Raw genomic sequence first — 26,610 nt, forward strand, 5'->3', positions numbered from 1 at the left:
TATTTTAGCGATAATGAAGTTATAAGTAAGTAGAATATTATTTGTAACTTCATTATTACTTAATAAATTCCTGATAACTTCATGGCGAAATGAAGAGACGCGTTAAAAAACACCTTCCCAATGCTATTACCTGTGCCAACCTGTTTAGTGGTTGCATAGGGATCGTTTTCGCCTTCCAGGGTAACCTGGTTGTGGCTGCCTATGCCATTTTTCTGAGCTCTATATTTGACTTTTTCGACGGTCTTGCATCAAGGGTTTTAAATTCTTACTCATTTATAGGCAAAGATCTCGACTCATTGGCCGATATGGTAAGCTTTGGCGTATTGCCTTCGGTTATCATGTACGAGTTGTTTTTACAGGCACCGCAAATAAATAGTGTTAGCTGGCTGTTAAACTTTGTGGCATTCCTGCTGCCTGTATTTTCGGCATTGAGGCTGGCTAAATTTAATAACGACACCAGGCAATCGGATAGTTTTATAGGCTTGCCAACACCTGCAAATGCCATATTGATAGCGTCACTACCTTTAATAATACAGCAGTACGATGCTTTGGCCCATTACATCCTAAACCCGTACTTCCTTACTGTTTTGGTATTGATCATGTGTTCGCTGCTGGTATCCGAAATACCGCTCATGTCGCTTAAATTTAAGAACCGCGATTTTAACAAAAACATTTTCCGTTATTTACTGCTCTTGTTTTCGGCAATACTCATACTATTTTTTAAATTTGTGGCCGTTCCGGTGGTTATATTTATTTATATCACCTTATCTCTAATTCAAACAAAAATCACAAATGACAAAGTTCCAGGCTGAAATCGACGTAATGCCAAAAAAAGAAATACTTGATCCACAAGGAAAAGCAGTAACCGGTAGCATGAAAAACCTTGGCTTGGCCGAAATCCATAACGTGCGCATTGGCAAACACATTACGCTTGAAATAGAAGCCGAAAATGCTGAAGCCGCCAGCGCCAAAGTTGATCTGGCCTGCAAAAACCTGCTGGCTAACCTGATTATGGAAAGTTATACTTTTAAAATATCAGAAGTAGCTTAAGGCTTAAAGCCGAAAGCAGAAAGCTTAAGGCAGTTTTAAGAATGAAACTATTTTGAAAATAAAACAAGAAAGACAATCTGCTCAGATTGTCTTTCTTGTTTTATTTTGTATTCAGACTATAAAGCTTTAGGCTTTCTGCCTTCAGCTTTTAGCTTAAAGATTCGCTTCCTTCTCAGCCTTAATTTCCTTTAAGGTGATCAGGTTTGCTGATACCATGCTGTTTACCTGGTTAAATTTTTCAAATATTTCTGCTGGATTTTGACCGCCTGCTTTGCAGGCCAGCTCAACTTCCTGTATGGTAGCCTGGCTTACAGGCATGCCGAAAAAGCCAAGGTTAGGCTTTAATTTATGAGCCGCCTGAGCGGCCAGTGCCCAGTCCTGGTTATTTAGTGCGTTACTGATGGTATTAAGTAATTCGGGCGATTGCTCAAGGAACATCCCTATTGAGTCAACAATAAAATCATCGCTACCGTCAGCAATCTCGTATAAAAAAGAAAGATCAAGATCCTGATCTGGTGAAATATCTGCCATTATAAAAGCTTTGTGTTTATTCAAAAATATGCTTTTTTACGATTAAGTTATCCTTTAGTTCGTCCTTTAGCTGCAAAATATTTTTTTTAAACACAGGATGAATAAAATCAGGCGCTATCTCGGCCAGGGGGATCAGCGTAAAGCTGCGTTTGTACAATTCGGGATGAGGAATCACAAGGTTAAACTCATGGATCACCGTATTGCCATAAAACAAAATATCAATATCAATTATGCGCGATCCCCATTTAACCTCCCGCTTACGGCCCATTTGCAGCTCGATATTCAATATTTTTTCCAGAACATCCTGTGCCGGAAGATCAGTTTGCAGCATCAGCACCTGGTTTAAATAGTCGGGTTCATCGGTTTTTCCCCACGACTGGGTTTCATAAACCGATGACATGAGCTTAACAGGGGCAATTTGGGCCGAAATGGATTCAATTGCCTGTTGCAGAAACAATTCGCGGGTACCGAGGTTACTCCCAAGTAATAAAAAAACATCAATCATGTTGTAACAAATATAATGGAAACCGCTCTTAGCATTATACGGCACCTTATTACTAAGTTTGCATAGTTAAAAAGATTTATAACATTAATGAAACAATTCTTCAAATTCGTTCTGGCCACTATTGTAGGGGTAGTTATTTCGGGTATAATTATAGGTGTTATAGGAGCGGGTTTGATTATCGGCCTTATCGCATCAGCTGGCAGCGACAAAACAGTAGATGTTAACCCAAACTCTATTTTATACATGTCGCTTAAAAATCAGATAACTGAGCGCAGTCCCAACAATCCCCTTGCCGGTCTCGACTTTTTAGGGTTAAATGAAGATAAATCAATCGGGCTAAACGATATCCTGGCCGATATCAAAAAAGCCAAAACCGACGATAATATTAAAGGTATTTACCTGGATGAAAGTTATATGACCGCCGGCCAGGCCACTACCGAAGAAATTCGCAACGCGCTTATCGACTTCAAAAAATCAGGCAAATTTATTATAGCTTACGCTGAAGTATATACCCAGGGCTTTTATTACCTGGCTTCGGTTGCCGATAAAGTTTATATTAACCCAAAAGGCATTTTTGAGTTTCATGGCTTCAGCTCGCAAACCACTTTCCTGAAAGGTGCGCTGGATAAATTGGGCATTGAAGCGCAGATCATTAAGGTTGGAACCTTTAAAAGTGCGGTTGAGCCTCTTTTCCTCACTAAAATGAGCGATGCCAATAAACTCCAGGTAACCTCATACCTTGGTTCATTATATGATCATTTTTTAACCGGCATCAGCAAAAGCCGTGGTGTTAATAAGGATTCATTATTTAGTTATGCCGATAACATGCGCATCCAGTTTCCTGAAGATGCCTATAAATTGAAGCTGGTTGACGGTTTAAAATATAAAGACGAGATCCTGGACGATTTGAAAAAACGTACCGGTACCGATTTAAAAGACGACCTGAAAAGCGTTGACCTCAGGGATTACGCCAAAAATAAAAGTGATGATTCGGATGATAAGGCTGATGATTCATCATCAAAAAACCGCATTGCCATTGTTTATGCATCGGGCGATATTAACGGCGGTGATGGCGATGACAATAGCATCGGCTCAGAAACCATTTCAAAAGCCTTACGTAAAGCCCGTTTAGATGATAAAGTTAAGGCTGTTGTACTGCGTGTAAATTCGCCGGGGGGCAGTTCACTGGCATCGGATGTGATCTGGCGCGAGGTAAAACTCATTCACGAAAAGAAACCGATAATTGTTTCCATGGGCGATTATGCAGCATCAGGCGGTTATTATATCTCTTGCGCAGCCGATTCTATCATCGCGCAGCCTAATACCATTACAGGCTCTATAGGTATTTTTGCTGTACTACCTAACATGCAAAAGTTGTTTAATGATAAACTGGGCGTAACCTTTGATGGCGTAAAAACCGGTAAATATGCTGATCTGGGTGATATTAGTCGCCCCTTAAGCCCGGAAGAACGCCTGATATTACAAAACAGTGTAAACCATGGCTATGATGAATTTACCAAAGCCGTAGCCGAAGGCCGCGGTAAAACGCAGGCTTATATTAACAGCATTGGCCAGGGCCGCGTATGGACAGGCGAGCAAGCCCTGAAAATTGGCCTGGTTGACCGTTTGGGAAATATAAACGACGCCATAGCTTCTGCCGCTAAAAAAGCTAAGATCAAAACTTATAGCATTGTAAACTATCCCGAGCAAAAAAGCTTTTTCAATAAAGTGGGCAGCGGTTTAAGCGCCGAAGTACAAACCCGTATGGTAAAAAATGAGCTTGGCGAAAACTACCGCGTGTACCAGCAGATTAAGGGTATTACCCAAATGATGCGCACCCCGCAAGCCCGCCTGCCTTACGACCTCGTGATCAAATAAAATTTCATTAATACATATATTTTGATTGTGAAAAGCTGCCTGGTTGGGTGGCTTTTTTTATTTGAATAAGAGATCGTCATTGCGAGGAACGAAGCAATCCCCGATTGGCAGATCCGCCCTGTATAGTTCGCGATTGCTTCGTTCCTCGCAATGACGGTTACTGTAAACATCCTTAAAATATATTGTCCCTACCCCCTCTTCAAATAAGCCTACACTGGCACAAGTATTGTGCGGCTGTCTGCGTAGGGATTACTTGTGCCTCACACTTCATACGAGTAATGATAAATTATCAAAATTCATATTCTTCATACCAGTATATACAATCGATACAATTTACAGCTACCGCTTCGTTGGCTAAGTATACGAACGGTTCAGGTATCCATGAAAATAAGTACCTATTTTGCTCATCTTCTGACATATAAAACCAGGTATCTATCGGTGTACAATCATTTAAATCTATCAAACCTTTCGACATCGCCTCTGATGCTCCATCTACTACAGTCATATCAATTTCTGAAATCAAAATCCTTCCATTAAAATCTATATCCTGTATTATTGTGCTATTGAGAAAGTCCTTCTTATAATTCAATTGCGAGTTAAATAGTTTATAATACAATGAATGATCATGAGAAAAAATCGGATTGATATTCCATTTTACAGAAACAAACGTTTCAAAATATTCATTGCCCGGCTGTAGCTCATAAGAAAAAAGCGCCTCCTCGTTGTATTGGTTAATTGTCCTCAATGCATGAGCTACACTTTCAACTGTATTCTTAAGTCGTAAATCACAATATTGCTGAGTCGCCAGAAGATTTTTCCTAAAAAGTTCAGTATCTATTATCTCCATTAACAATCACCCCCTCTTCAAATAAGCATTCGGAACATTTTTCGGTACATAATCAATTCCGTAAGCATGTTTTATAAGCAGGCTTACCACTTCCATAATGGTTTGCTCTTTACGATGAAATTGCGGTAATGAACCCATCATGGCATAACTTATCGGGTTTATCGCAGGAATAAACGTTTCCCATTCATATCCTTTTCCCCAGATCAATCCATTAACGGTAATATACAGATCAGCGCCGTTTTGCAACAGGAAGTGAAGCATATCAACCGAACTATTCCCGTTTTGGTTCACCGTATGAAAAATAGGCGTATGCCCACCGAAACCATCTTCATCAAAAGCAGCTTTGGCATTTACATCAGCACCATGCTGCAAAAGCAATTCGGCACAGGCAAGGCTGTTATATTCGGCACAAAAATGCATCAGGGTACCGCCAGTTAAGGGAGTATAGGTGTTATTATATAAGGAATAAGTTTTGTTAACAACGGAGGGATCGGCATTTATGGCTTCTTTTAACTTCCCTGCATCATGGGCTAAAACTGCCAGCAGTGCTTTATCTTCGTACTCAAGTCCGGCATCAATAAATGCCTTCACACAATCTTTAAACCGGGGACCACGGGCGTACATTTCAACCATCATGGTAAAAACCGGCATCCCGTCATGAACTTCGTTCGGGCTGCCGCCTTTATTAAAGTACGCTTTTATCTCATCAACAGAATGAGTTTCGGCAGCATAAAGGATGTCGTTGTAATCAGGCATGATCTTTTTATTAAAGTTAAAGAATTCAATGATTACTTATCCCATAATTTAAATATCTCGCAAAGGCGCAATAAGGAATAAGAATGCTTAGCGGCTTATCGCCTGCTTGAAAATTCCTTCCTATAAAAACAAACCCACCGTATAAGCTGTCATTACAATGGCTTTTTGTATTTTTACCGCCTCATTGTAATTATGGAAAATAAACCCATAGCCCGTACGCTTCGTTTACTCTCGCAACTCATGGAACTCCATGAGGCTAATCCGTTCAAGATCAAATCGGTAGCCAATGCAGCTTTTAAGCTTGATAAGCTCCCTTTCCCTATCGCCGGTAAAAAACTGGATGAACTGGAAAAGATTGATGGCATAGGCAAAAGTATAGCCGGCAAAGTAGCCGAACTGCTTAAAACAGGCACCATGGCCGAACTGCAGGAAATGCTGGATAAAACCCCTGCCGGCGTGGTTGAAATGATGGGCATTAAAGGCATAGGCCCTAAAAAGGTGGCTATCATCTGGAAAGAGCTGGGGATTGAAAATACCGGTGAACTTTTTTATGCCTGCAATGAAAACCGCCTGATAGAAGCCAAAGGTTTTGGCCTTAAAACGCAGGAAGAGATTCGCAAGGCTATCGAGTTCAGGATGGCGAGCAATGGTAAATTCCTTTTTGCACAGGTTGAAAAGGAGGCCAACGAACTGATGGACGAGGTAAAAGCCATTTTCCCTGATGCACTGAAGCATTTTGCCGGCGAGTTCAGGCGTTTAAATGAGATCATTACCGAAATTGTGATCGTTATTGGCAGTCTTAACCAGGATGTTGCTTATAACGCACTGGCAAATTCCAAAATACTTTGCAACGTAAGCAAAAACAAAAACCATATCCAGGGCGAGCTACAAAATGGCTTACTGGTTGATATTGTTTGTGTTGACAAAGCTGATTATTACAGAGAACTATTTATTAATACCGGTACCGACGACCATGTACAGGCCGTTTTCGACAGGATCAATACCCCTGTCGAGCAGCCTGAAAGTGAAGAGATGATCTACACCAAAGCCGGTTTAGCCTGGATGCAACCCGAATTGCGCGAGGGTACCCTCTTTATTGAAAAAGCCGAAAAGAACGAGCTGCCAACCCTGATCAACTGGCACGACCTGAAAGGTACGTTGCATAACCACAGTACCTGGAGCGATGGTGTCAACAGCATTGAAGAAATGGCCCTGTACTGCCGTGATACCCTTAAACTGGAATACCTGGGCATGTGCGACCATAGCAAGAGCGCATTTTACGCCAAAGGCCTGAGCATTGAGCGGGTATTGCAGCAACATGAAGAAATAGATGCGCTGAATAAAAAGCTCGACGGTTTCCACATCTTTAAAGGTATCGAATCGGATATTTTGTATGATGGTTCGCTTGACTACCCGGAAGAAATTCTTAAAAAGTTTGATTTCATTGTGGCTTCCGTGCATTCGATACTTAAAATGGATGAAGAAAAAGCTACTTCAAGGCTCATTACCGCTATCGAAAATCCATATACTACTATATTAGGGCACCCTACCGGCAGGCTATTGTTAAGCCGCGGCGGATATCCTATTAATTATAAAAAGGTAATAGATGCCTGCGCGGCCAACAAGGTGGTTATCGAGATCAATGCTAACCCATTACGGCTCGACCTTGACTGGCGCTGGCACCAATACGCTTTGGATAAAGGCGTTATGCTTTCCATAAACCCCGATGCCCACCGCATTGAAGGCTTTACAGATATGCATTACGGCATCCTTGTTGCCCGCAAAGGTGGCTTATATAAAGAAATGTGCATGAATGCCATGTCGCTGCCCGAAATTACAAAGGCGTTTGCGAAGAAAAGAGGTTAGTGAATAGAGATTAGGGGTTGGAGATTAGAGATTAGACAATATGACTTTGCGCCCGACACTAATGAACCAATGAACTATTGAACCAATGAACTTAAAAGATAAAGTACAATCCATACAGGCAGCGGCCCACAAACCGGCAATACTGGTTATTGGCGACCTGATGGTTGACCATTATATATGGGGAAGTGCCACCCGCCTTTCGCCCGAGGCACCTGTGCCTATTGTGAATGTAAAAAACGAAACCACTACTTTGGGTGGTGCCGGTAATGTGGTTCAAAACCTGGTATCCTTAGGGGCAAAAGTTATTGTTGCAGGGGTAATTGGCAACGACCAGGCGGCAGGTGAACTAATTAAGATCCTGGCCGATGAAGGCGTTGAAACAGATACCATTATTAGAGACAGCAACCGCCCCACTACTGTTAAAACCCGTGTTGTTGTGGGCAGTCATCAACTTGTACGGGTTGACCGTGAAGTTACCGACGAAGTATCAGAAGCCATTGCCAATGAGCTCATCAGCAAGTTAAGCAACTATATCGACAGTGCGGATATGGTGCTTTTGTCTGACTATAACAAAGGCTTGTTTTCGCCGTTTCTAACACAAGGCATTATCAGGGCGGCAAATGCTAAAGGCAAAAAAGTAATTATCGACCCCAAGGGACTTAATTACGCAAAATACAAGGGTGCTTTTATCATCAAACCTAACCGTAAAGAATTATCCGAAGCTGCTAAAACCGAGAAGATCAACTCGATAGAAAGCCTGCAGCAGGCTGGTAAGGTTATTTTTGAGCAAACCGGTACACAATATATAGTAGTCACCTTATCTGAAGAAGGTATGGTAATACTGAGCGAACAGGAGCATAAAAGTTTACCTGTAAAAGCAACAGAAGTGTTTGATGTAACCGGTGCCGGCGATACCGTACTGGCTACGATGGCTTATTTTATGGCCGGCGGCTTAAGCATTGAGGATTCATGCGAGCTGGCCAACCATGCCGCCGCCATAGTGATCCGCAGGGTGGGCAGTGCAACAACTACTTTAGATGAGATAGTTGAAGATATATTGAGAGACGAAAAATAGACTGTACAGGTTAAAGGCAAAAGGTTAAAGGCGAAAGGCTTGAAGAATGCATATTTCATCGCCCAAACTAATGAACCAGTGAACAAATGAACTAATGAACCAAAAAATATTAAACGAACTTAAAGATCACCAGGATACCCTGCAAAAGGTAATTGATACGCTTGGCGGCGATATCGAGGTAGCCTGTGAAATGATCACATCCACAATAAAAAATGGTAACAAAGTATTGCTGGCAGGTAATGGCGGCAGTGCTGCTGATGCCCAGCATATTGCAGCCGAGCTTACCGGCCGTTATGTGAAAGACCGTAAGCCATTGCCGGGCATTGCCCTAACGGTTGATACTTCGGCGCTTACATCTATCGCTAATGATTATGGTTACGAGCATGTATTTTCTCGCCAGCTGGAGGCATTTGCCAGGCCGGGCGATCTGTTTATTGGTATTTCAACAAGCGGCAACAGTCCGGGGATATTAGCGGCTTTTGAGTCGGCTAAAAAGCTGAAGGTTAAAACCTTAGGGCTTTCGGGTAGGGATGGCGGCAAAATGAATGGCCTTTGCGAGTTGAACATCATTGTACCATCAAACATCACCGCACGCATCCAGGAAATGCATATCCTTATCGGGCATATCCTGTGTACTGCCGTTGATGATCTTTTTGATTAATAATTAATTACTGTAGAGACGCATCACATGCGTCTTTTCTAATGATATAGAGACACATTACATGTGTCTCTACAGATAAAAATAAATGAGGACAGGCTTCGAAAAAACCCTTCTTGATAAAATAAGAGATCTGCCATCACTGCAAACAGAAATTAAAAACTGGCAGGCTGAGGGTAAAAAGGTAGTGTTTACAAACGGCGTTTTCGACCTGCTGCACATAGGGCACCTCACCTACCTGGCCAAAGCGGCCGAAATAGGCGACAAGCTGGTGATTGGTCTTAATGCAGATAACTCAGTAAGACGTATCAAAGGCCCAACCCGGCCGGTGAACGATCAAAACAGCCGTGCAGCATTATTAGCTGCATTGTTTTTTGTAGATGCCATTGTTGTTTTTGAGGAAGATACCCCGCTCAACCTGATCAGTTCCCTCCTTCCGGATATCCTGGTAAAGGGTGCCGATTACTCAGTTGAAAACATTGTAGGCGCTAAAGAAGTGATAGCAAACGGGGGCGAGGTTAAAACCATTAATTTTGTTGAAGGGTACTCATCCACCTCAATAATTGAAAAAATCAGGAACCAGATTTCCTGAGCAGTTGTAACAGCATGAAGATATTGGTGATCCGCTTTAGCTCGATGGGTGATATAATTTATACCACACCTGTTGTACGCTGCCTCAAAAAGCAGGTCCCCAATGCCGAAGTTCACTTTTTAACCAAACCGGCCTTCAAATACATTTACGATAATAACCCTTACGTTGATAAGCTGCTGTTACTAAAACCTTCATTAACAGATACTATCAATGACATTAAGGCCGAAAAGTACGACCAGATCATTGATCTGCATAATAACCTGCGCACAAGTATTATCAAACTGCGTACAGGTATCAAGGCATCAACCTATAAAAAACAGCCAATCCTGAAATGGCTGAGCTTAAAGCTGAAGCGCAACCTGGTAGGTAAAGAACACCTGGTTGACAGGTATTTAAAAGCAGTTAAGTTTTTAGGCGTTGTTAATGACGATAAACCTATTGACTACTATATCAAGGCCCAACATGATATAACCAAACTGCTTCCAACAAGTCATCAAAATGGTTATGTTGCTTTTGTAATAGGTGCTACTCATTTTACCAAACGGATGCCTAATTACAAGATCATCAGCATTTGCAAACAGCTTAATTTACCCGTTTTGTTATTAGGGGGCAATGATGTAAAGGCTAATGGTGATGAAATTGTGATGGCAATTGGGGCTTCAGTTTACAATGCCTGTGGTATAACTTCGCTTGATGAATCCGTTTTCCTGGTATCAAAAGCAAAAAATGTAATAGGTTTTGATACCGGCCTCACCCATATTGCCGAAGCCTTTAATGTGCCGATAGCCTCGGTTTGGGGAGGTACCACACCCGATTTGCTGGGGGTTTCACCTTACAAGGTAAAAGAAGTACTTGTTGCAGGTATTGAGCTTTCTTGCCGCCCATGTTCCAAATTTGGCCTCGAAAAATGCCCGCTCGGGCACTTTAAGTGTATGAACGATATGCCGGAGGCCGATATCGTAAATTTCTCCAATCGCTAATCGCGATCATAAAACATTGCATAAGTTATACTTACGAACCAACAACTGTTAATATTTTACAAAAAATTATCAGATATCTTTTAATGTTAGTGTATTTGTATACTTTTGTGTATTAACTTAAATTCCTTACACGATGAAAAAAACCTTACTCAGCCTGTGCCTTTTAATGGCATCCTTTGCAGCATTTGCACAATTACCAACCATTGGTTTTAAAGGAGGCGTAAACTTCGCAACATTACATGCTACAGTTGATGGCGTTAGCGGTTCCGGCAATTCCGGCAGCCTAACTACATTCAATGTAGGTGCTTTTGTTGATTTTAAATTTGGCAACGTATCATTGCAACCGGCCTTAAACTTTACCGGTAAAGGTGGTTCATCAAGCGTTTCTATTGATGATGAAACCAGTTCATCCGGCAAAGTAAAACTTTACTATTTGCAGGTACCTGTAAATGTTGTTTACCACGTACCCGCGGTAGTCGGCGATTTTTACTTTGGCGCAGGCCCGTACCTTGGTATGGCTGTTTCCGGCAAGTCGAAAGATGACAACGGAAATTCTGAAGATATTAAATTTGGCAGCGGCCAGGACGAAATCAAAAGAACCGATGCGGGCTTAAACGCTATTGTTGGTTTCAAATTCAAAACCGGCTTCCTTATCAATGCCAATTACGATTGGGGCCTAACCAATATCACCAATGTTGATGGTATTAAACTTACAAACCGCGTTTTCGGTATTTCAGTTGGTTACGCATTTTAATCCAACCTACTAAAAAACTAAAAATAGAGGAGCCTTTAACTCCTCTATTTTTGTTCTACAACGTTCTGTTCCTAAGACATTTGCCTTATACAAGTTGTCGAGATTGATATATTTGTTATGACATAACCAAGACCATAACAATTATGAAAAAATTTTTACTCTCCCTGCTTTTAGCAGGTACTTCATTATCGGCTATTGCACAATTACCAACCTTTGGTATAAAAGGGGGTGTCAATTTTTCAACCCTCAGTGCATCCGGCACACCCAATAATGTGGTAGCCGGTACAAATTTAACTTCATCATCGGGCTCGGTAACTTCATTTAACCTGGGAGTATTTGCCGATGTTAAATTTGGCGATATTTCATTGCAGCCCGCTGTAAATTTTACAGGCAAGGGAGGTACATTTGACGGGGCTACAGGCGTTTTACCCGATGGATCAACAAGCCAGGTGCATAGCAAGTATAATTTATATTATGTACAGGTACCTGTAAACCTGGTTTACCATATTCCTGTTATCATAGGTGAAATTTATTTAGGTGCCGGCCCCTACGGCGGCATTGGTATCCATGGAAAAACAAAACTTACGGCAGTAAACACCAAAACCGGTTCTTTTGGTACTTCACAGGATACAAAATTTGGCAACGATGCCGGCGACATTAAACGAACAGATTTTGGCGCCAACGCTATTGCCGGTATTAAGCTTAAAGACGGCTTATTGTTAAACATTAATTATGATTACGGTATATCAAACATTTTGCCCGATGCCGATGGCAACAAATTTAAAACCCGCGTGCTGGGAGCATCCGTAGGCTTTGCGTTTTAATTTGATGTTAAAATATTATGGTGAAGGAGCTATTGCAGCTCCTTTTTTATTTAGTATTATTGGAAACTTATTTAAAATGTTTCACGTTATATTAACAAAGCCGTAATATTATAAACCGATCGCTAACCCGCTTAAAATCATGAAAAAGTTACTATTAATACGCCACGCAAAAGCTACCCATGAAAGCGGTTATGTTGATTTTGACAGGCCTTTAAAACAATCCGGCATGCAGGATTCGGTTTTGATGGCTACCCTTTTGAAAGGACAATTACAAATCCCTCAAATTATAATAACCAGTCCGGCGCTCCGTACAAAAACCACTGCCGAGATCTTTGCCAACCACTTTAAATTACCCGCCCCGGCTGAAGATAAAAGAATTTATGAAGCCAGCGAAAACACATGGGTTAAAGTAATTAATGATTTGCCCGATGAGTATGATTATATAGCCCTGGTTGGCCATAACCCGGGGATAAGCCAGATACTATATTACCTCACCAGCCAGTTAAAGGAGATGCCTACCTGTGCCGTGGCCATCATTACTTTTGAAAACGATACATGGCAATCTATCAGCGAAGAGGATGGGAAACTGGTGCATTTTGATTCACCGAAGGGATAGCTTTGAGTCTGGAAAGTCGGTAAGTCCGAAAGTCAGTATTACGTAGTATCTAAAAGCCTTTAATCTTTCGGACTTCCCGGACTTGGGACTTCCTGACTTCATACAACCTTCAATTCACCTTATAAGTTTTCCCCGGCAGCGAGCTGATATATCCCTGCATCTCCATATTGAGCAGGTTCATAGCCAGTTGGCTCATGGGCATATTGGCCCTCAATGTTAAATCATCTATGGCAAGCGGTGTTTTATTTTGCTGCAGGATCTCCATAATCAACCGTTCATCTGCCGACAGATCAAACGGCAGCATAAATTGTTCAACAGGCTTATTGACATCATTCTTTTCCCAGCCCAGGCTAAAAGCCAGATCGGCAGTACAGGTTAACAAACTTGCTTTATTATTGCGGATGAGGAAGTTACATCCTTCAGAAAATTCATCGCCCAGTCTGCCCGGAAAAGCAAACACATCCCGGTTATAAGAATTGGCTATTTCGGCAGTAATAAGCGCGCCTCCTTTGATACTGGCTTCAATTACCACCGTTGCATCAGCAATACCGGCAACTATGCGGTTTCGCTGAGGAAAGTTTTCCCTGTCGGGATTGGTGCCCGAGGGATATTCAGATAATAATCCTCCATTTTCAAGCATTTTATCGGCAGTGGCCCGGTTTTGAGCAGGATAAAGCCTGTCGAGCCCGTGACCAAGCACACCTACGGTAGGCATGTGCAACTTTACACAATCTTTATGTGCCGCTACATCAATACCATGTGCCAGTCCGCTTACTATTAATACATTGTATTGCTGTAACTCCTCCACCAGCTGGCGGCATAACTGTTTACCATAGTCGGTAGCATTACGGGTGCCTACTATACTGATTATATGAGGCGGATTAAGATCCATTTTCCCCTTTGCATAAAGCAGCACCGGCGAATCATGACAGTTTTTTAAGCGTTTGGGATAGCGGGCATCAGTATAAAAAATAACATCGATACCATTTTCTTCTACAAACTTCAGTTCCTTTTCGGCCTGCTTCAAGGCATCATCAAAATCCCATTTTACAGCGCGCTTCTCTCCTATGCCCGGGATCCTGGTCATTTTTTCGGGCGGGGCTTTAAACACTTCCTCCTCACTACCGAGGTACGCGATCAGGGATTTAGCCGCCACGGGGCCGAGGTTTTTAACAAAAGATAAAGCTACTTTATGAAGTAATGACATTGGGTTTAGATGTGCAGATGATAGATTACAGCCCCGCAAATTATAAATATTCGGGCGATTTTCAAGCAGGATCGAACGTTATTTGTAATACAATATATACGGGCTGCATATCACACTTAGCCTTAAAATACATGCTTTCCCTACGTAATTTGCATATCTGCACATCTGTAATCTGCACATCTACTAAAAAACTACAAAAATAGTTTGCAAACTATAAAAATAGTTTTACCTTTATCTAACTATAAAAATAGTTTGCTATGCATATTAAAGAACTAACCAAAGCCGAGGAGCAGGTAATGCAGATCCTTTGGCAGTTGAAGGAAGCCATTGTTAAAGACATTATTGAAGAAATGCCCGAGCCCAAACCAGCTTACAATACCGTATCAACCGTGGTAAGGGTACTGGAAGGCAAGGGTTTTATTGATCATAAAGCCTATGGCAATTCGCATGTTTACTTCCCGATTATCAGCGATGCTGAGTATAAAAAATTCACTTTTGATAAGATGATGAAAAACTATTTCAGCGATTCATATCAAAGCCTGGTATCTTTTATTGTTGACGAAAAGAAGATCAGCGTAAAAGAACTGGACGAATTAACATCATTAATTGACAAACTTAAAAGCAAACAATAATGAACTGGCTGCATTATCTCCTCGAGGCAAACCTGTACCTCTGCATATTTTATTCCGGATACTGCCTGTTTTTAAATAAGGAAACACACTACACTTTAAACCGTGTATACCTGTTACTGAGCTGTATAATTTCATTTGTATTACCTGTAGTACAAGTTGGCTGGCTCAAACCAGCCGAAACGGCAACAACAGTTTTCATTATGCCGAATAACGGTTATCAAACAACTGCTCATAAGCTTGCTGCACAACCGGCTTTAACGCTGCAGGATCTTTTATTTTACGCCTATGTGCTTGGCGCCGTAGTACTTACAGCAGTACTTTTCATCAGGCTTTATCAACTGGTAAAACTGACAAAAGCTACCAAAACATTGGTGGATGACAAGTATAAACTGGTAAGCATTGAGGGTTCAAACACTGCCTTTTCCTTTTTTAATTACCTTTTCATCGGCACAAAAACGGAGGCAAATAATATCATCATCAGGCACGAACTGGTGCATATCCGCCAAAAACACTCTGCTGATATTGTTTTCCTGGAGCTGATCAAGATCATCAACTGGTTTAATCCGCTCATTTATTTACTGCAGATAAGCCTGAAAACCATACATGAATATATAGCCGATGAGCAAACGGCTGCGCAGGAAAGTGATGCCCTCAGCTATTCATCATTTTTGGTAAGCAATGCTTACGGGCTTAACGGCTCATCCCTCGCGCATTCATTTTTCAATTATAACTTATTAAAAAAGAGGATAATTATGTTAAACCAAAAACGTTCGGGGAAATTAGCCAGGCTAAAATACCTCGTGGCCGTACCCATAAGCGCCGGCCTGCTTTGCGCGTCAACCTTAGTATTCAGTAAAAGCTATGGATTTATTGACCTGATGCCCCAACAGCAAATTGCTGATAAAAAGCTGGCCAATGCGCGTACAGCCCCTGCGGACACTGTAAAAGTAGACCCAATCCGAATAAAAAAAGAAGCGCTTACAACCAAAGGGTATAAATATGAAGAAACCGGCTATCTTATTAATAATAAAACCGATTTCCGGGTGATCATTACCGAAAAGAATGGCGAGGAAGAAGAATATTATAAAAGCAAAGCAACACCGGAACAGCTTGCCACGCTGAAAAACAAATATGGCTATACATTCCCTAAAATGTTAATTTATCCAAAGCTTCCGCCGCCACCACCTGCCCCGCCTGTAAAAAGTAAAACCCCTAAAGTTGCTGATGTAAAGCTGCCTCCTCCTCCGCCACCTGCCAGCCCGGTAAAAACAAAAAAGGCGCCTAAAGTAGTGGAAGTGACACCAGCCGCGCCTGTAGAAGCCTCTTCACCTGCTGAACCCGGCTCACCACAACCGCCGCCACCGCCACCTGCCGATCCATTTCAGAACCTATATTCATATGTTGCTAAACACGTCCGCTATCCATCAAAGGCGCGCTTAAACCATATTTCGGGAAGAGTGACCCTAAACTTCAATATCAATAACGGTAAAATAAGCGATGTGGCTCTTACTGAAGGTGTTGATCAGGATATTGATAATGAAATATTAAGGGTATTGAATAATTTTGACGGCAACCTCAGTATAAAATCGGGCCATTACAATTTACCTGTATCTATGGCTTTAGTGAGTGATAACGAGAACTATTACACCCCGGTTCCTTCAAAGCAGTATGACCAGACAATGGCTTCTACAAAGGGTTCAACTACTCTTCGTGAAATTACCGTTGTAGGTTACGCAGCAAAAGAAACCAAGTAAATACAAAGCTCTTAGCAGGCTTCATTATTGCCGACCGGCCCAAAACCGTCCCGGCAATTTTCTGCGTAAAACCCTCTCTTCTTCTTTAAATCTCCTCTTTCACAAACAGTTAAATAATTTCTTTTAATAGCCAAAAGTTTGTACCTTGGTATATATCCTATAAAATTTCAATCAAACAAGGCAAACCCTATCAAAATACGCTTTGTTTAATAAGTACCAATTATACTTCCTGAACCTTACCGTTACGCTGATTTGTTCATTTTTAAACTTTATATTATGAAAAAGTTCGGTATCATTTTAGCAATTGTGGGCATTGTGATGCTTATTGCAGGTAATTTCTTTTATAAAACCACCATCAATGCTGTAGACAGTTCGGGCAGTTCAATTATTACAACCGGCTTAAATGGGGGATGGACATTTAAACTGCCTGTTTTTGCCGGAGGTGCCTTATTTTTTCTTGGCTTTGTTTTCTGGGCAGCATCACGTACTGATAACCAGCATCATGATCATTTGATATAGAAGTTAAATTGCATTTATAAATTTTCCTTATAATGATGTGATTGTAAGCTACTGATTATTAAGTGTATTTTTCGATCGGTTTATAAACATGGGCGTTGCCTGCGGCCCGGGCTTTTCGTTGCAAGTCCTCGCCTTTCTTGCCCACAAAACCCAGCCCGCGCTGTGGGCTTTACACTGCAATCCCTAACGCGGCCCCCGCACAACAAACAAAAAAGCGCCAGGTGTTTTCCTTAGCGCCTTGCGTCTTTGCGTGCATATCTATAAACAGAAAAGCGAAGTTAAAACGGGGTTAGCCCTTCACATATATCACCTGCTTAGTCTCAAAAAACTCCTCTTTAAAGTAATCTTTCAGGTGATATTGAACAACCTTTAAGCCCGATTCTTTGATCTCCTGCTCAAGATCGCCACCCTTTAAATACAGGATGCCGTTGGGTAATATATTGTTTGATTGTTTGTTGAATTTGCCCTTTACCCATGGATAAAAATCCTTTAGCTGGGTAACGGCGCGCGATATTACAAAGTCAAATTTATCTGCAATTTGCTCGGCACGGGCATGCGATGCCTTTACATTTTTAAGGCCTAAAGCCGCAGCAACTTCGGTAACAACTTTGATTTTTTTACCTATCGAATCAACCAAATGAAACTGTGTTTCGGGGAATAAAATGGCCAGCGGAATGCCCGGAAAACCGCCGCCGGTGCCTACGTCGAGCACATTTTCGCCGGGTAAAAAAGTCATAACTTTAGCAATTCCAAGCGAGTGGAGCACGTGGCGCTCATACAAAAGATCAATATCTTTGCGGGAAATTACGTTGATCTGGCTGTTCCAGTGTTCATATAAAGCCGGCAATTTTTCAAATTGCTCACGCTGTTCAGCACTTAAATCAGGAAAATATTGTAGAATTATTTCAGATGTCATCCCTGTTAAAACGGTTAATAATGTTGCCAAGGAGGTACCTTGCCCTAAATAATTGAGCCTTTACGGTACCTAACGGAAGGTCGAGCTGCTGGGCTATTTCCTCGTACGAAAGCTCATCAAAATAGCGCAAAGTAATGAGGTTTCTGTAGCGTGTAGGCAAGCTTTCTATCAACAATTTCAACTCCTGGGTTTGTTGTTTTTTGATAGAAGTTTCTTCAGGATTAAGGATATCGGCCTTAATTTGCAACGGTTTTTCATCACCTTCATCATCCATCATACCATGAATTGACATGGTACTTAGCTTTTTTTTGCGGATAAAATCAATACAATTATTGGTTGCTACCCTGAACAGCCAAGTGCTAAAAGCAAAATCGGGCTGATATTTCTCAAGCTTTTCAAATGCTTTGGCAAAGGTTTCAACCGTTAGGTCCATCGCATCTTCTTTGTTATTTACCATCTTCAGCACCATAAAGTAAATTGAATCTTTATAGCGGTGCATCAGATCGGCATAGGCTTTTTGATCTCCCTGCCTGGCTTTTACTACCAGGTGAAAATCATTCTTTGCGTTCTCGGTAAAGTTGGCGTTTATTTCCATTGAGTAGTTTTTAAAAAGGTACCGATCAATCCAAAAACATTTAAATACATATAATACAATATGTCAAAAAGGGGGAGATACCACAAAAGGTCTTTACCATTCAGTTTTTTAAATATACGATTATAAATGGCCACTTGTAATATCAATCGAAAAACGCACAAACCTAATGCCAGTAACGGCTCATATCTTAAAATAAGGAATAATATTAATAAAATATAGAATATAAAGCCACTTACAGCATCAAAACTAAGCATACGCCTATGCTGGTTCTTATACAGTTTGCCCACTCCCATATGGCGTTTTTTCTGTTTAAACCACGATTTAAAAGTGGTTTTAGCCTCGGTAAACATAAATGATTCAGGGTTCAATTCAATAACCGTGTTATCCGGAGTAGCGTGCTGATTAACAAACAGGTCATCATCGCCCGATATTACATGCATATGCGACGCAAAGCCTTTTGCACTAAAAAACAACGTTTTTGTATAGGCCAGGTTACGGCCAATACCCATATAAGGATCGCCGGTCAGCGCACTTGACAGGTAATTTGTGGCCGTTTTTATGGTTTCAAACCGGGTAAATGCATTAATAAAGCCCCCTGTTTTATAATAAGGCGAATAACCTAATACAATTTGTGCCCCGTTTGTGAAATTAGCCGCCATACGGCTGATCCAGTTTTCTGAAGCCGGTTTACAATCAGCATCGGTAAATAAAAGGTATTCGTTTTTTGAGGCTTTGATTCCCAGTGTAAGTGCAAATTTTTTCCCTGTTTTAAAGCGGTCATGCTCTGTAATGGTAACCACTTTAAGCTGCGGATATTGCTTTTGCATCTCCTCCAGCACCTCGTCGGATGTATCGTACGAGCAATCGTTAATAACCACAACCTCAAAATCGGGATAGTTTTGCTCCAGTATGGCGGGCAGGTTTTCCTGCAGGTTACGCGCCTCATTGCGGGCGCTGATAATAACAGAAACGGGGATCATGACCTGGGGCGGTGGCCCTTCGGTGGGTTTATAGCCCGCAAGGCGGGTATGCCTGCTTACCAGGTAGTACAGCTGAACTATAAAACAAAGCTGAAAAAGAATAAAAAGCGCGTCGTGTAAGTACGTTTCCAAACAAAAAAAATAATGAGGCAAATTTGTTAAAAATCAATGAAATTAAGGCTCAATATCAGCGTTAATTTGAAGTTTAATACACTCTTATTTAATTCCCCCTAAAATAAAAGTACTTTAATCAACATGGTTTTAATATTCAGCGCGTTTATAAATAGCTTTTATCCTGCTGCAGTTTCGGAAAGGACGGGCATGAGGCTTTTTTTTGCTAATTTTGCAACCCTAAAATGAAATTTAACTTAACAGCACAAGACCCGCTTTCAAAGGCCCGCGCCGGCGAGATCACTACCGACCACGGTACTATACAAACACCTATTTTTATGCCTGTAGGCACCGCCGGCACTGTAAAAGCAGTACATCAGCATGAGCTTAAACAGGATATCTCGGCCCAAATCATACTGGGCAACACCTATCACTTATATCTGCGCCCCGGGTTAAACACCCTTGAAAGCGCCGGAGGCCTGCATAAATTTAATGGCTGGGACGGTCCCATTCTAACCGATAGCGGCGGCTACCAGGTATATTCATTAACCGAAGTGCGCAAAATAAAGGAGGAGGGCGTTACTTTCCGCTCGCACATTGACGGATCAAAACACCTCTTTACTCCCGAAAATGTAATGGATATCCAGCGTATAATCGGCGCCGATATTATCATGGCCTTTGATGAGTGTACCCCCTACCCATGCGATTATAATTATGCAAAACGATCGATAGAAATGACCCACCGCTGGTTGAAACGCTGCTGCGATAGGTTTGACAGTACGGACCCAAAATACGGTTACAGCCAAACACTTTTCCCGATTGTGCAGGGTTCGGTATACAAAGATCTGCGTGTACGTTCGGCCGAGGTAATAGCTTCATATGAGCGCGAAGGCAATGCCATAGGAGGCCTTTCGGTAGGTGAACCAGCGGAGGAAATGTACGCCATGACAGAGATTGTATGCAACATACTACCGGAGCAAAAACCGCGCTATTTAATGGGCGTAGGCACCCCGGTAAATATCCTGGAAAATATAGCCCTGGGCATTGATATGTTTGATTGCGTTATGCCAACCCGCAATGCACGTAACGGCATGCTTTTCACTAAAAACGGCATCATCAATATCAAAAACGAAAAGTGGAAAAACGACTTTTCGGCTATTGAAGATGACAGCGATTTGTTTGCCGACAGGGATTACAGCAAGGCATATTTACGCCATTTGATCCACTCGGGCGAGATGCTTGGCGCCCAGATTGCCACCCTCCATAATCTCCATTTTTACCTTTGGCTGGTTAAGGAAGCACGAAAAAAAATCATTGCCGGCGAGTTTTACGACTGGAAAAACACGATGGTGAAACGCCTTGGTCAGCGCTTGTAATCCATCAATAAATTAAAGAATTCACCAAGAAAAACATGAAAACTAACAATCAAAAAACCGACAGATGAAAGCTTTTTTTCATAGATATTTAAAGATCATCGACAGGTTTATTATTGGAAAATACCTGGGCACATTCATCTTCACTATGGGTATTTTCATGGTGATATCTGTAGTGTTCGACGTATCAGAAAAACTGGATAACTTTCTGAATAAGCACGCCAGTTTGCATGATATTGTATTCAGATATTACGCGGGATTTATTCCATTTTATCTTAATATGCTATCGCCACTGATCAACTTTTTGGCGGTAATTTTCTTCACGGCCAAGATGGCAAACCAAACAGAAATTGTTCCGATCTTAAGCGGCCGGGCAAGTTTCAACAGGTTTTTGAGGCCTTATGTAATTTCATCAACCATCATATTTATAGTATCTTTTTTTGCAAATGTATACCTCATCCCTTATACAAACAGGCTTAAAATCGACTTTGAAAATGCCAACGGAATGATGGATAATGACCCGACTAAAGTAGAAGTACATATGCAAATTGATAAGCATACATTTGTTTATCTCGCCAATTACGACCCTACAACGCACCTCGGCTATAACTTTATAATGGAAAAATTTAATGGGGATACATTGCGTGAAAAATTAATTGCCGAACAGATTCAGTATGATTCCCTGAAAAGAATCTGGTCGTTAAAGACCTACAGTGTTAAATATATAAACGGGATGAAAGAACAATTCATCAAAAGTTACACCCCAAAAGACACTGTTTTAGACATGCACCCGAGCGATTTTATTGTATATGATAACGTATATCAAGCCATGTCATTAAGCGATTTGAACAAGAATATTGACAAAGAAAAGCTGCGCCGACCTGAGTATTTAAAGGCGATTTACTTTGAAAAATATCATCGTTTTGTATACCCATTATCTGCATTTGTACTTACGCTTATCGGCGTTTCCATATCATCAAGAAAGGTGCGCGGAGGGGTTGGTTTGCCATTGGGAATAGGCATTTTATTATGCTTCGCTTATATTATATTAGAACGGTTTGCCCTTGTATTTTCGGTAAAAGGAGGGATGACACCATTGGTAGCCGTGTTCATTCCTAATATCGTTTTCGGCATTTTAGGCTATTATCTACTATTGAAAGCCCCTAAATAATGGCACAAAACACCCCTTCAGGCCTAAATAAGAACCTTATTATCCTTCATTTTACGGTTTTTGTGTGGGGATTTACCGGAATTTTGGGCGCCCTGATCACTATTTCGGCCGTACAATTGGTGTGGTACAGGGTACTTATTGCCTTTGTTTCGCTGTTTTTGTATTTCAAATTCAACAAAACCGATTTCAAAGTCGACAGAAAAACACTGATCAAACTGGTGTTTACCGGGGCAATTGTAGGCGGTCACTGGATCCTTTTCTTCGCCGCCATCAAGCTTTCAACCGTTGCAGTTACGCTGGTTTGCCTCTCATCCATCACACTTTTCACGGCAATTTTTGAGCCGCTGATCAATAAAAAAAAGATTTCAAAACTTGAAATATTGGCCGGTCTTTTAATTATCTCAGGCATCGTTTTAATTTTCAAATTTGAAAGCAGATACACTAAGGGTATAATAACAGGACTTGCAAGCGCCGTTTGCGCAAGTCTTTTTTCCATTATCAACTCACGCCAGGTACAAAAAACAGAGGCGCCTGTCATTGCATTTTATGAACTGTCAGGCGCCTTTGTATGGATCTCGATATACCTTTTTGTAACCTCCGGATATACCCGCGCCATGTTGCTAAAGCCTGCGGATATTGGCTACCTGGTGCTGCTTGGCACGGTGTGTACATCGCTGGCTTACGTTGCCGGCGTATCCGTAATGCGTGAGCTTTCGGCCTTCAGGGTTGCCCTCATCACTAACCTTGAGCCGGTATACGGCATCATTATGTCGTTCATTTTTTTCGGCGATATGAACAAAATGACCCTGGGTTTCTGGGGTGGCGCACTCCTTATTTTGTCTACAATTTTCTTGTACCCTGTTGCCCAAAAGCAAATCACCAGGCGTAAAAACAGGGCCTGAATTTCGGCCCTTCCATATCCCTACTTAATATTTTCCGGTTGCAGAAACCACAATCTGCCGGCTCCAAATGGCCCTGCAGAAGTTTAAACATATTACCATTTTTCTCTTATTTACGCCCCCAATAGGGGTAAAAACCCCGTGCCCGTTTTACTCATTTTTAGCCCCTCTAAGCGAATCCATTTTTTTGAGGCATTCCGGGCTCAATTAATACTTCAGCGTTTAACAGCGGCAAAATCCATTTTTTACTTAGTGTATTAAATTTCAATCCAAAAATCCGGCAGGCTGATTCAAATCATGGGACATAAACCTAATATTCACGTCATATAAAATTCAAATTAAGATTTATATAACATATATATAAATATAAAAATCAGACATTTATAAGATTTATTAAAACAATAAATTCAACAAAAGCAATCTAATTAAAATCAACAAAAACTAAAAAAATTAGCAACATTAAATCTTGAACTTAAAAAAGTGTATATAATTTTAATAATCAGATAATTAAAATTATTTATATAACTAAAAACTGCGAATACAAGCAATTGAAATAAGCGCTTTACAAAGTGTAGTGAAGTAATTATTCAGGAATCGAAAAAAATCGCAGCATCTCTCCTGCTTGTATACAGAAATTGTTTTCACACTAATTTTTTAACGCTCTCACCCAATTTTCAGGAACACAATTTTGGTCGCAAAAATTTACGGTCGTGCAGAATTGAAGAGTATCAATCGCTGCAGTTTTAGTGAATAAAAAATTCAGACAAAATTTTGCAGGGGCTACGATCGCCCAATTTTTAAAGAAGGAAATTCCTGTTAGATAAAATCAAAGCACATTGAGGAAAACTAAGACCGGCAGCATTTGATCCGGTAACGAAAACATGAACGCACAAATGCCTGCTTCCACCTCGCCTCAACCGTTACGATTTTATAACGACGATTTAATAGAGATCAATTTTTATTAAACATTTAAAAAGCGGATATTGTATTAACTCTAAAATCAACATCCATCATGAGCATTAAAACAATAGTCATTGTAGTAGTCGCTATTTTGCTTACCATCGTCCTGATGCAAAATACCGACGAGGTTTACTTCAAATTTTTGTTCGCCACTTTCAGGGTATCCAAACTAATGATGATGCTGGTAGTTGCGGTTACCGGTTTTATACTGGGCCTTATCGTAGCCTGGCCCAAAAAGCAAAAATTCGATATTGAGGGCTACCATGACGCCATGCACAAAAAAGACGACACCGATACACTAAGCGACGAAGACAGGGAATACATCAGCTAAAACATGAAAACAAAAATTGGATTTATAGGTCTTGGCAATATGGGTACCAGCATGGCCAAAAACCTTATCGAATCAGGGTACCACCTGCAGGTTTACAACCGCACACTTTCAAAGATAGATGAGCTTGGCACTGATGGCGTAACCAAATGCCTGAGCCCTGCCGAAGCAGCGGCCAATGTGCCGTTTGTGATCACCATGGTGTCGGATGATGAGGTGTTGCGAGAATCGACTGTAGGCGACGGCGGAATTTTAAAAACGCTACAGCCAAATGCTGTGCACATATCTATGAGCACCATTTCGCCCGATACTTCTGAAGAACTCGCAAAATTACATCAACAGGCCGGCAGCCGTTACCTGGCCTCTCCGGTGTTTGGCCGCCCCGAAGCAGCTGCCGCGCGCAAGCTCTGGATCTGCATTTCTGGTGATGAACAAACCAAAACTGATGCCCGCCCAATCCTCGATTTACTTGGCCAGGGAGTGATAGATTTTGGCCCAACTAAAGGAGGTGCAAACGTGGTGAAAATAGCAGGCAATTTTATGATCATGGCATCAATGGAAATGATGGCCGAAGCATTTACCCTTGCCGAAAAAAATGGATTAAGCAGGACACAGGTTTCCGAGTTTTTTGGATCCACAATTTTCAATGCCCCTATCTTCCAAAACTACGGCAGGCTTATCGCCGGCAAGCAGTATGAGCCAGTAGGCTTCAAATCAAAATTAGGCTATAAGGATGCGCGTCTGGCATTCAAACTATCACAGACAAGTGAAATGCCCATGCCTATTGCAAACGCCGTACACGGGCGCTTATTAACCGCTGTTGCCAAAGGCTGGGGAGAGACGGATTGGGTTGAAGGCGTAAGCCGCGGGGTAAGTGACGATGCGGGAATCTGATTTGGGAATTCGGATGTTCGATTTCGGATTTGTTCAAAAGTAAAAAAGCGTCATTGCGAGGTACGAAGCAATCCCCTATTAGCAGAGCAGCTATGCAAGTTTCTCTGTACAGTTTGGGATTGCTTCGTACCTCGCAATGACGCTCTCTTTTTTTAAACGGTTCCAAAAAATGCACTTGAAGACTTACGAAGTTTTAAAACTTAGTAAATTTGTTGAGTTCCTATTTTCTAATAGAATCATCATTTTAATCAAATTCCAGACAGGCAGGTTCACCCTGTATAGTTCGCGATTGCTTCGTACCTCGCAATGACATTTTTTCTTTTAGGCAATTCCTAAAATCAAACCAAATCTGAAATCGAAAATCCCAATTTCGAAATCATAAATAGAACACTTCGTTCTCCCCTTCCAGAAATTTCAGATCAGGAGTATCGGCAAAAATTCCGAACACGGATGCGCCGCTCCCGCTCATGCTGGAGTAGATGGCGCCGGCTTCATAAAGGGCGGCTTTGATACCCCTAATCTCCACATGATTTTTAAACACGGTTTGCTCAAAATCATTTTTAATAAACTTCTTCCAGTCGGCTATTGGCTCGTTGATGAGATCAAATAACGACTCCTTTGGAGTTGCGGGTTTTATACCCCGGAAAGCTTCGCCTGTTGAGATATGAACGGGCGGCATCACCAATACGATTTTATAAGCCGACAGATCGAGCTTAATGCTCTCAAACTCGTCGCCACGCTCAAATGCAAACACTGGTTTATTCTCAATAAAGAAGGCACAGTCGGCTCCGAGGCGACGCGCATAATTGGTCATTTCTTCAACGGATAAACCGAGCTTAAATTCGTCATTCATCAGCCTGATAAAAAACGCTGCATCAGATGAGCCACCACCAAGTCCCGCACCTATCGGGATATGCTTATGCAGGTGGATGCTCACCGGCGGCAGGTCATGATCCAGCTTCAGCAAATGGTAACCTTTAATGCACAGATTATCCTCTATCAGGCCGGGGATCTCCAGGCCTGTTGAGGTAAAGCTGAGCTTATCGCTCTTCACCACTTCAAGGGCGTCTTTAATGTCGATAGGATAAAAAATGGTTTCGAGATTATGATAACCATCCGGCCTGCGTTCGGTAATATTGAGGCCAATGTTTATTTTTGCATTCGGAAATAAAATCATACAAAGTAATTAACACGTGATGTATTTGCTAACATCAGTAGGAAACCAAAGGTAGATTATTTTTCTTTGCCCTCTGAAAATGTTCATTAGTTCATTGGTTCATTAGTTCATTGGTATCTTATCCAATTAACTTGTACAACCATTCTCCTAATCAACTACTCA

The 26,610-nt window shown here is 41.4% G+C and carries 28 protein-coding genes; 19 read left to right on the forward strand and 9 right to left on the reverse strand.

The features are described from left to right. Window positions 1–89: 89 nt before the first annotated feature. Both pssA and purS read left to right on the forward strand, forming a co-directional pair. Window positions 90–812 (forward strand): CDP-diacylglycerol--serine O-phosphatidyltransferase, encoded by a 723-nt coding sequence (gene pssA / locus ACFFGT_RS24630; RefSeq protein WP_377025174.1) that lies wholly within the window; start codon window positions 90–92, stop codon window positions 810–812. After that, window positions 793–1,050, forward strand: a complete 258-nt coding sequence (purS, locus tag ACFFGT_RS24635) for a phosphoribosylformylglycinamidine synthase subunit PurS (protein ID WP_377025175.1) — start codon at window positions 793–795, stop codon at window positions 1,048–1,050. Before pssA ends, purS begins: the two co-directional genes overlap by 20 nt. Window positions 1,051–1,203: 153 nt before the next feature. On the opposite strand, the gene ACFFGT_RS24640 is transcribed toward purS, so the two are convergent. Together ACFFGT_RS24640 and folK are read right to left on the reverse strand one after the other, a co-directional pair. Next, the gene (locus ACFFGT_RS24640; RefSeq protein ID WP_377025176.1) at window positions 1,204–1,581 is read right to left on the reverse strand and encodes an Hpt domain-containing protein; all 378 of its coding nucleotides are present in this window, start codon (window positions 1,579–1,581) and stop codon (window positions 1,204–1,206) included. Between the two features lie 16 nt (window positions 1,582–1,597). Beyond that, window positions 1,598–2,086, reverse strand: a complete 489-nt coding sequence (gene folK, locus ACFFGT_RS24645) for a 2-amino-4-hydroxy-6-hydroxymethyldihydropteridine diphosphokinase (protein ID WP_377025177.1) — start codon at window positions 2,084–2,086, stop codon at window positions 1,598–1,600. Window positions 2,087–2,173: 87 nt separating this feature from the next. Between folK and sppA the strand changes: the two genes are divergently transcribed. Then, window positions 2,174–3,964 carry a signal peptide peptidase SppA gene (gene sppA, locus ACFFGT_RS24650; protein ID WP_377025178.1) on the forward strand — a complete coding sequence of 597 codons (1,791 nt, stop codon included), beginning with the start codon at window positions 2,174–2,176 and terminating at the stop codon, window positions 3,962–3,964. Between the two features lie 289 nt (window positions 3,965–4,253). Here sppA and ACFFGT_RS24655 read toward each other — a convergent pair whose 3' ends face one another. Both ACFFGT_RS24655 and ACFFGT_RS24660 read right to left on the reverse strand, forming a co-directional pair. Beyond that, window positions 4,254–4,811: a hypothetical protein gene (locus tag ACFFGT_RS24655; RefSeq protein ID WP_377025179.1), complete on the reverse strand. Its 558-nt coding sequence runs from the start codon at window positions 4,809–4,811 to the stop codon at window positions 4,254–4,256. A gap of 6 nt (window positions 4,812–4,817) precedes the next feature. After that, complete coding sequence (locus ACFFGT_RS24660; protein WP_377025180.1) at window positions 4,818–5,567, reverse strand: ankyrin repeat domain-containing protein; 750 nt, start codon at window positions 5,565–5,567, stop codon at window positions 4,818–4,820. A 192-nt stretch (window positions 5,568–5,759) separates the two neighbouring features. Between ACFFGT_RS24660 and ACFFGT_RS24665 the strand changes: the two genes are divergently transcribed. The 8 genes from ACFFGT_RS24665 (at window position 5,760) to ACFFGT_RS24700 (ending at window position 12,932) form a co-directional block, all read left to right on the forward strand. Then, window positions 5,760–7,433, forward strand: a complete 1,674-nt coding sequence (locus ACFFGT_RS24665; RefSeq protein WP_377025181.1) for a helix-hairpin-helix domain-containing protein — start codon at window positions 5,760–5,762, stop codon at window positions 7,431–7,433. Window positions 7,434–7,518: 85 nt separating this feature from the next. After that, the gene (gene rfaE1 / locus ACFFGT_RS24670) at window positions 7,519–8,508 is read left to right on the forward strand and encodes a D-glycero-beta-D-manno-heptose-7-phosphate kinase (RefSeq protein WP_377025182.1); all 990 of its coding nucleotides are present in this window, start codon (window positions 7,519–7,521) and stop codon (window positions 8,506–8,508) included. A 94-nt stretch (window positions 8,509–8,602) separates the two neighbouring features. Then, window positions 8,603–9,169 (forward strand): D-sedoheptulose 7-phosphate isomerase, encoded by a 567-nt coding sequence (locus tag ACFFGT_RS24675; protein ID WP_377025183.1) that lies wholly within the window; start codon window positions 8,603–8,605, stop codon window positions 9,167–9,169. Between the two features lie 85 nt (window positions 9,170–9,254). After that, complete coding sequence (rfaE2, locus tag ACFFGT_RS24680; RefSeq protein ID WP_377025184.1) at window positions 9,255–9,758, forward strand: D-glycero-beta-D-manno-heptose 1-phosphate adenylyltransferase; 504 nt, start codon at window positions 9,255–9,257, stop codon at window positions 9,756–9,758. 14 nt (window positions 9,759–9,772) lie between these two features. Continuing rightward, complete coding sequence (locus ACFFGT_RS24685) at window positions 9,773–10,738, forward strand: glycosyltransferase family 9 protein (RefSeq protein ID WP_377025185.1); 966 nt, start codon at window positions 9,773–9,775, stop codon at window positions 10,736–10,738. 133 nt (window positions 10,739–10,871) lie between these two features. Further along, a complete protein-coding gene (locus ACFFGT_RS24690) occupies window positions 10,872–11,492 on the forward strand; it encodes a porin family protein (protein WP_377025186.1) in 621 nt (206 codons plus the stop codon). Between the two features lie 143 nt (window positions 11,493–11,635). After that, window positions 11,636–12,316 (forward strand): porin family protein, encoded by a 681-nt coding sequence (locus ACFFGT_RS24695; protein ID WP_377025187.1) that lies wholly within the window; start codon window positions 11,636–11,638, stop codon window positions 12,314–12,316. 139 nt (window positions 12,317–12,455) lie between these two features. Then, entirely contained in the window at window positions 12,456–12,932 is a 477-nt protein-coding gene (locus ACFFGT_RS24700; RefSeq protein WP_377025188.1) for a SixA phosphatase family protein, read from the forward strand. A gap of 109 nt (window positions 12,933–13,041) precedes the next feature. Here ACFFGT_RS24700 and dprA read toward each other — a convergent pair whose 3' ends face one another. After that, window positions 13,042–14,139, reverse strand: a complete 1,098-nt coding sequence (gene dprA / locus ACFFGT_RS24705) for a DNA-processing protein DprA (protein ID WP_377025189.1) — start codon at window positions 14,137–14,139, stop codon at window positions 13,042–13,044. Window positions 14,140–14,396: 257 nt separating this feature from the next. Here dprA and ACFFGT_RS24710 point away from each other — a divergent pair, with 257 nt between their 5' ends. The 3 genes from ACFFGT_RS24710 to ACFFGT_RS24720 all read left to right on the forward strand — a co-directional run bounded on the left by ACFFGT_RS24710 (window position 14,397) and on the right by ACFFGT_RS24720 (window position 17,044). Further along, entirely contained in the window at window positions 14,397–14,771 is a 375-nt protein-coding gene (locus tag ACFFGT_RS24710) for a BlaI/MecI/CopY family transcriptional regulator (protein WP_377025190.1), read from the forward strand. Continuing rightward, window positions 14,771–16,525: a M56 family metallopeptidase gene (locus ACFFGT_RS24715; protein WP_377025191.1), complete on the forward strand. Its 1,755-nt coding sequence runs from the start codon at window positions 14,771–14,773 to the stop codon at window positions 16,523–16,525. The genes ACFFGT_RS24710 and ACFFGT_RS24715 overlap by 1 nt, the downstream gene beginning before the upstream one ends. Window positions 16,526–16,801: 276 nt before the next feature. Continuing rightward, the gene (locus tag ACFFGT_RS24720; RefSeq protein ID WP_377025192.1) at window positions 16,802–17,044 is read left to right on the forward strand and encodes a hypothetical protein; all 243 of its coding nucleotides are present in this window, start codon (window positions 16,802–16,804) and stop codon (window positions 17,042–17,044) included. A 289-nt stretch (window positions 17,045–17,333) separates the two neighbouring features. Here ACFFGT_RS24720 and rsmG read toward each other — a convergent pair whose 3' ends face one another. Genes rsmG through ACFFGT_RS24735 form a run of 3 tightly spaced genes read right to left on the reverse strand, consistent with a single transcriptional unit; the run spans window position 17,334 to window position 19,667 of the window. Beyond that, entirely contained in the window at window positions 17,334–17,960 is a 627-nt protein-coding gene (gene rsmG / locus ACFFGT_RS24725) for a 16S rRNA (guanine(527)-N(7))-methyltransferase RsmG (RefSeq protein WP_377025193.1), read from the reverse strand. Further along, the gene (locus ACFFGT_RS24730; RefSeq protein WP_091210688.1) at window positions 17,950–18,555 is read right to left on the reverse strand and encodes an RNA polymerase sigma factor; all 606 of its coding nucleotides are present in this window, start codon (window positions 18,553–18,555) and stop codon (window positions 17,950–17,952) included. The genes rsmG and ACFFGT_RS24730 overlap by 11 nt, the downstream gene beginning before the upstream one ends. Then, window positions 18,546–19,667: a glycosyltransferase gene (locus tag ACFFGT_RS24735; RefSeq protein ID WP_377025194.1), complete on the reverse strand. Its 1,122-nt coding sequence runs from the start codon at window positions 19,665–19,667 to the stop codon at window positions 18,546–18,548. The genes ACFFGT_RS24730 and ACFFGT_RS24735 overlap by 10 nt, the downstream gene beginning before the upstream one ends. A gap of 224 nt (window positions 19,668–19,891) precedes the next feature. On the opposite strand from ACFFGT_RS24735, the gene tgt reads away from it, so the two are divergent. The 5 genes from tgt (at window position 19,892) to ACFFGT_RS24760 (ending at window position 25,271) form a co-directional block, all read left to right on the forward strand. Next, complete coding sequence (gene tgt, locus ACFFGT_RS24740) at window positions 19,892–21,022, forward strand: tRNA guanosine(34) transglycosylase Tgt (RefSeq protein ID WP_377025195.1); 1,131 nt, start codon at window positions 19,892–19,894, stop codon at window positions 21,020–21,022. Between the two features lie 64 nt (window positions 21,023–21,086). Continuing rightward, a complete protein-coding gene (locus ACFFGT_RS24745; protein ID WP_377025196.1) occupies window positions 21,087–22,190 on the forward strand; it encodes an LptF/LptG family permease in 1,104 nt (367 codons plus the stop codon). Beyond that, entirely contained in the window at window positions 22,190–23,092 is a 903-nt protein-coding gene (locus ACFFGT_RS24750) for a DMT family transporter (RefSeq protein ID WP_377025197.1), read from the forward strand. The genes ACFFGT_RS24745 and ACFFGT_RS24750 overlap by 1 nt, the downstream gene beginning before the upstream one ends. A 1,009-nt stretch (window positions 23,093–24,101) precedes the next feature. Then, on the forward strand, window positions 24,102–24,380 hold the full coding sequence (locus ACFFGT_RS24755; RefSeq protein ID WP_377025198.1) for a lipopolysaccharide assembly protein LapA domain-containing protein: 279 nt from the start codon (window positions 24,102–24,104) through the stop codon (window positions 24,378–24,380). Between the two features lie 3 nt (window positions 24,381–24,383). Then, the gene (locus tag ACFFGT_RS24760; protein WP_377025199.1) at window positions 24,384–25,271 is read left to right on the forward strand and encodes an NAD(P)-dependent oxidoreductase; all 888 of its coding nucleotides are present in this window, start codon (window positions 24,384–24,386) and stop codon (window positions 25,269–25,271) included. Window positions 25,272–25,647: 376 nt separating this feature from the next. On the opposite strand, the gene ispE is transcribed toward ACFFGT_RS24760, so the two are convergent. Further along, a complete protein-coding gene (gene ispE / locus ACFFGT_RS24765; protein WP_377025200.1) occupies window positions 25,648–26,448 on the reverse strand; it encodes a 4-(cytidine 5'-diphospho)-2-C-methyl-D-erythritol kinase in 801 nt (266 codons plus the stop codon). Window positions 26,449–26,610: the final 162 nt, after the last annotated feature.

This window comes from Mucilaginibacter angelicae, from assembly GCF_042434235.1.
Lineage (GTDB): Bacteria > Bacteroidota > Bacteroidia > Sphingobacteriales > Sphingobacteriaceae > Mucilaginibacter > Mucilaginibacter angelicae.

What these genes read in the sequence shown, in the direction of transcription:
- ACFFGT_RS24690 (WP_377025186.1), top strand. Translation starts at nt 10,872, where the DNA reads ATGAAAAAAACCTTACTCAGCCTGTGCCTTTTAATGGCATCCTTTGCA.
- folK (WP_377025177.1), bottom strand. Translation starts at nt 2,086, where the DNA reads ATGATTGATGTTTTTTTATTACTTGGGAGTAACCTCGGTACCCGCGAA.
- purS (WP_377025175.1), top strand. Translation starts at nt 793, where the DNA reads ATGACAAAGTTCCAGGCTGAAATCGACGTAATGCCAAAAAAAGAAATA.
- ACFFGT_RS24660 (WP_377025180.1), bottom strand. Translation starts at nt 5,567, where the DNA reads ATGCCTGATTACAACGACATCCTTTATGCTGCCGAAACTCATTCTGTT.
- ACFFGT_RS24640 (WP_377025176.1), bottom strand. Translation starts at nt 1,581, where the DNA reads ATGGCAGATATTTCACCAGATCAGGATCTTGATCTTTCTTTTTTATAC.
- ACFFGT_RS24665 (WP_377025181.1), top strand. Translation starts at nt 5,760, where the DNA reads ATGGAAAATAAACCCATAGCCCGTACGCTTCGTTTACTCTCGCAACTC.
- ACFFGT_RS24720 (WP_377025192.1), top strand. Translation starts at nt 16,802, where the DNA reads ATGAAAAAGTTCGGTATCATTTTAGCAATTGTGGGCATTGTGATGCTT.
- sppA (WP_377025178.1), top strand. Translation starts at nt 2,174, where the DNA reads ATGAAACAATTCTTCAAATTCGTTCTGGCCACTATTGTAGGGGTAGTT.
- tgt (WP_377025195.1), top strand. Translation starts at nt 19,892, where the DNA reads ATGAAATTTAACTTAACAGCACAAGACCCGCTTTCAAAGGCCCGCGCC.
- dprA (WP_377025189.1), bottom strand. Translation starts at nt 14,139, where the DNA reads ATGTCATTACTTCATAAAGTAGCTTTATCTTTTGTTAAAAACCTCGGC.
- ACFFGT_RS24655 (WP_377025179.1), bottom strand. Translation starts at nt 4,811, where the DNA reads ATGGAGATAATAGATACTGAACTTTTTAGGAAAAATCTTCTGGCGACT.
- ACFFGT_RS24710 (WP_377025190.1), top strand. Translation starts at nt 14,397, where the DNA reads ATGCATATTAAAGAACTAACCAAAGCCGAGGAGCAGGTAATGCAGATC.
- ACFFGT_RS24745 (WP_377025196.1), top strand. Translation starts at nt 21,087, where the DNA reads ATGAAAGCTTTTTTTCATAGATATTTAAAGATCATCGACAGGTTTATT.
- ACFFGT_RS24715 (WP_377025191.1), top strand. Translation starts at nt 14,771, where the DNA reads ATGAACTGGCTGCATTATCTCCTCGAGGCAAACCTGTACCTCTGCATA.
- rfaE1 (WP_377025182.1), top strand. Translation starts at nt 7,519, where the DNA reads ATGAACTTAAAAGATAAAGTACAATCCATACAGGCAGCGGCCCACAAA.
- ACFFGT_RS24695 (WP_377025187.1), top strand. Translation starts at nt 11,636, where the DNA reads ATGAAAAAATTTTTACTCTCCCTGCTTTTAGCAGGTACTTCATTATCG.
- ACFFGT_RS24760 (WP_377025199.1), top strand. Translation starts at nt 24,384, where the DNA reads ATGAAAACAAAAATTGGATTTATAGGTCTTGGCAATATGGGTACCAGC.
- ispE (WP_377025200.1), bottom strand. Translation starts at nt 26,448, where the DNA reads ATGATTTTATTTCCGAATGCAAAAATAAACATTGGCCTCAATATTACC.
- pssA (WP_377025174.1), top strand. Translation starts at nt 90, where the DNA reads ATGAAGAGACGCGTTAAAAAACACCTTCCCAATGCTATTACCTGTGCC.
- ACFFGT_RS24685 (WP_377025185.1), top strand. Translation starts at nt 9,773, where the DNA reads ATGAAGATATTGGTGATCCGCTTTAGCTCGATGGGTGATATAATTTAT.
- ACFFGT_RS24755 (WP_377025198.1), top strand. Translation starts at nt 24,102, where the DNA reads ATGAGCATTAAAACAATAGTCATTGTAGTAGTCGCTATTTTGCTTACC.
- ACFFGT_RS24730 (WP_091210688.1), bottom strand. Translation starts at nt 18,555, where the DNA reads ATGGAAATAAACGCCAACTTTACCGAGAACGCAAAGAATGATTTTCAC.
- rfaE2 (WP_377025184.1), top strand. Translation starts at nt 9,255, where the DNA reads ATGAGGACAGGCTTCGAAAAAACCCTTCTTGATAAAATAAGAGATCTG.
- ACFFGT_RS24700 (WP_377025188.1), top strand. Translation starts at nt 12,456, where the DNA reads ATGAAAAAGTTACTATTAATACGCCACGCAAAAGCTACCCATGAAAGC.
- ACFFGT_RS24675 (WP_377025183.1), top strand. Translation starts at nt 8,603, where the DNA reads ATGAACCAAAAAATATTAAACGAACTTAAAGATCACCAGGATACCCTG.
- rsmG (WP_377025193.1), bottom strand. Translation starts at nt 17,960, where the DNA reads ATGACATCTGAAATAATTCTACAATATTTTCCTGATTTAAGTGCTGAA.
- ACFFGT_RS24750 (WP_377025197.1), top strand. Translation starts at nt 22,190, where the DNA reads ATGGCACAAAACACCCCTTCAGGCCTAAATAAGAACCTTATTATCCTT.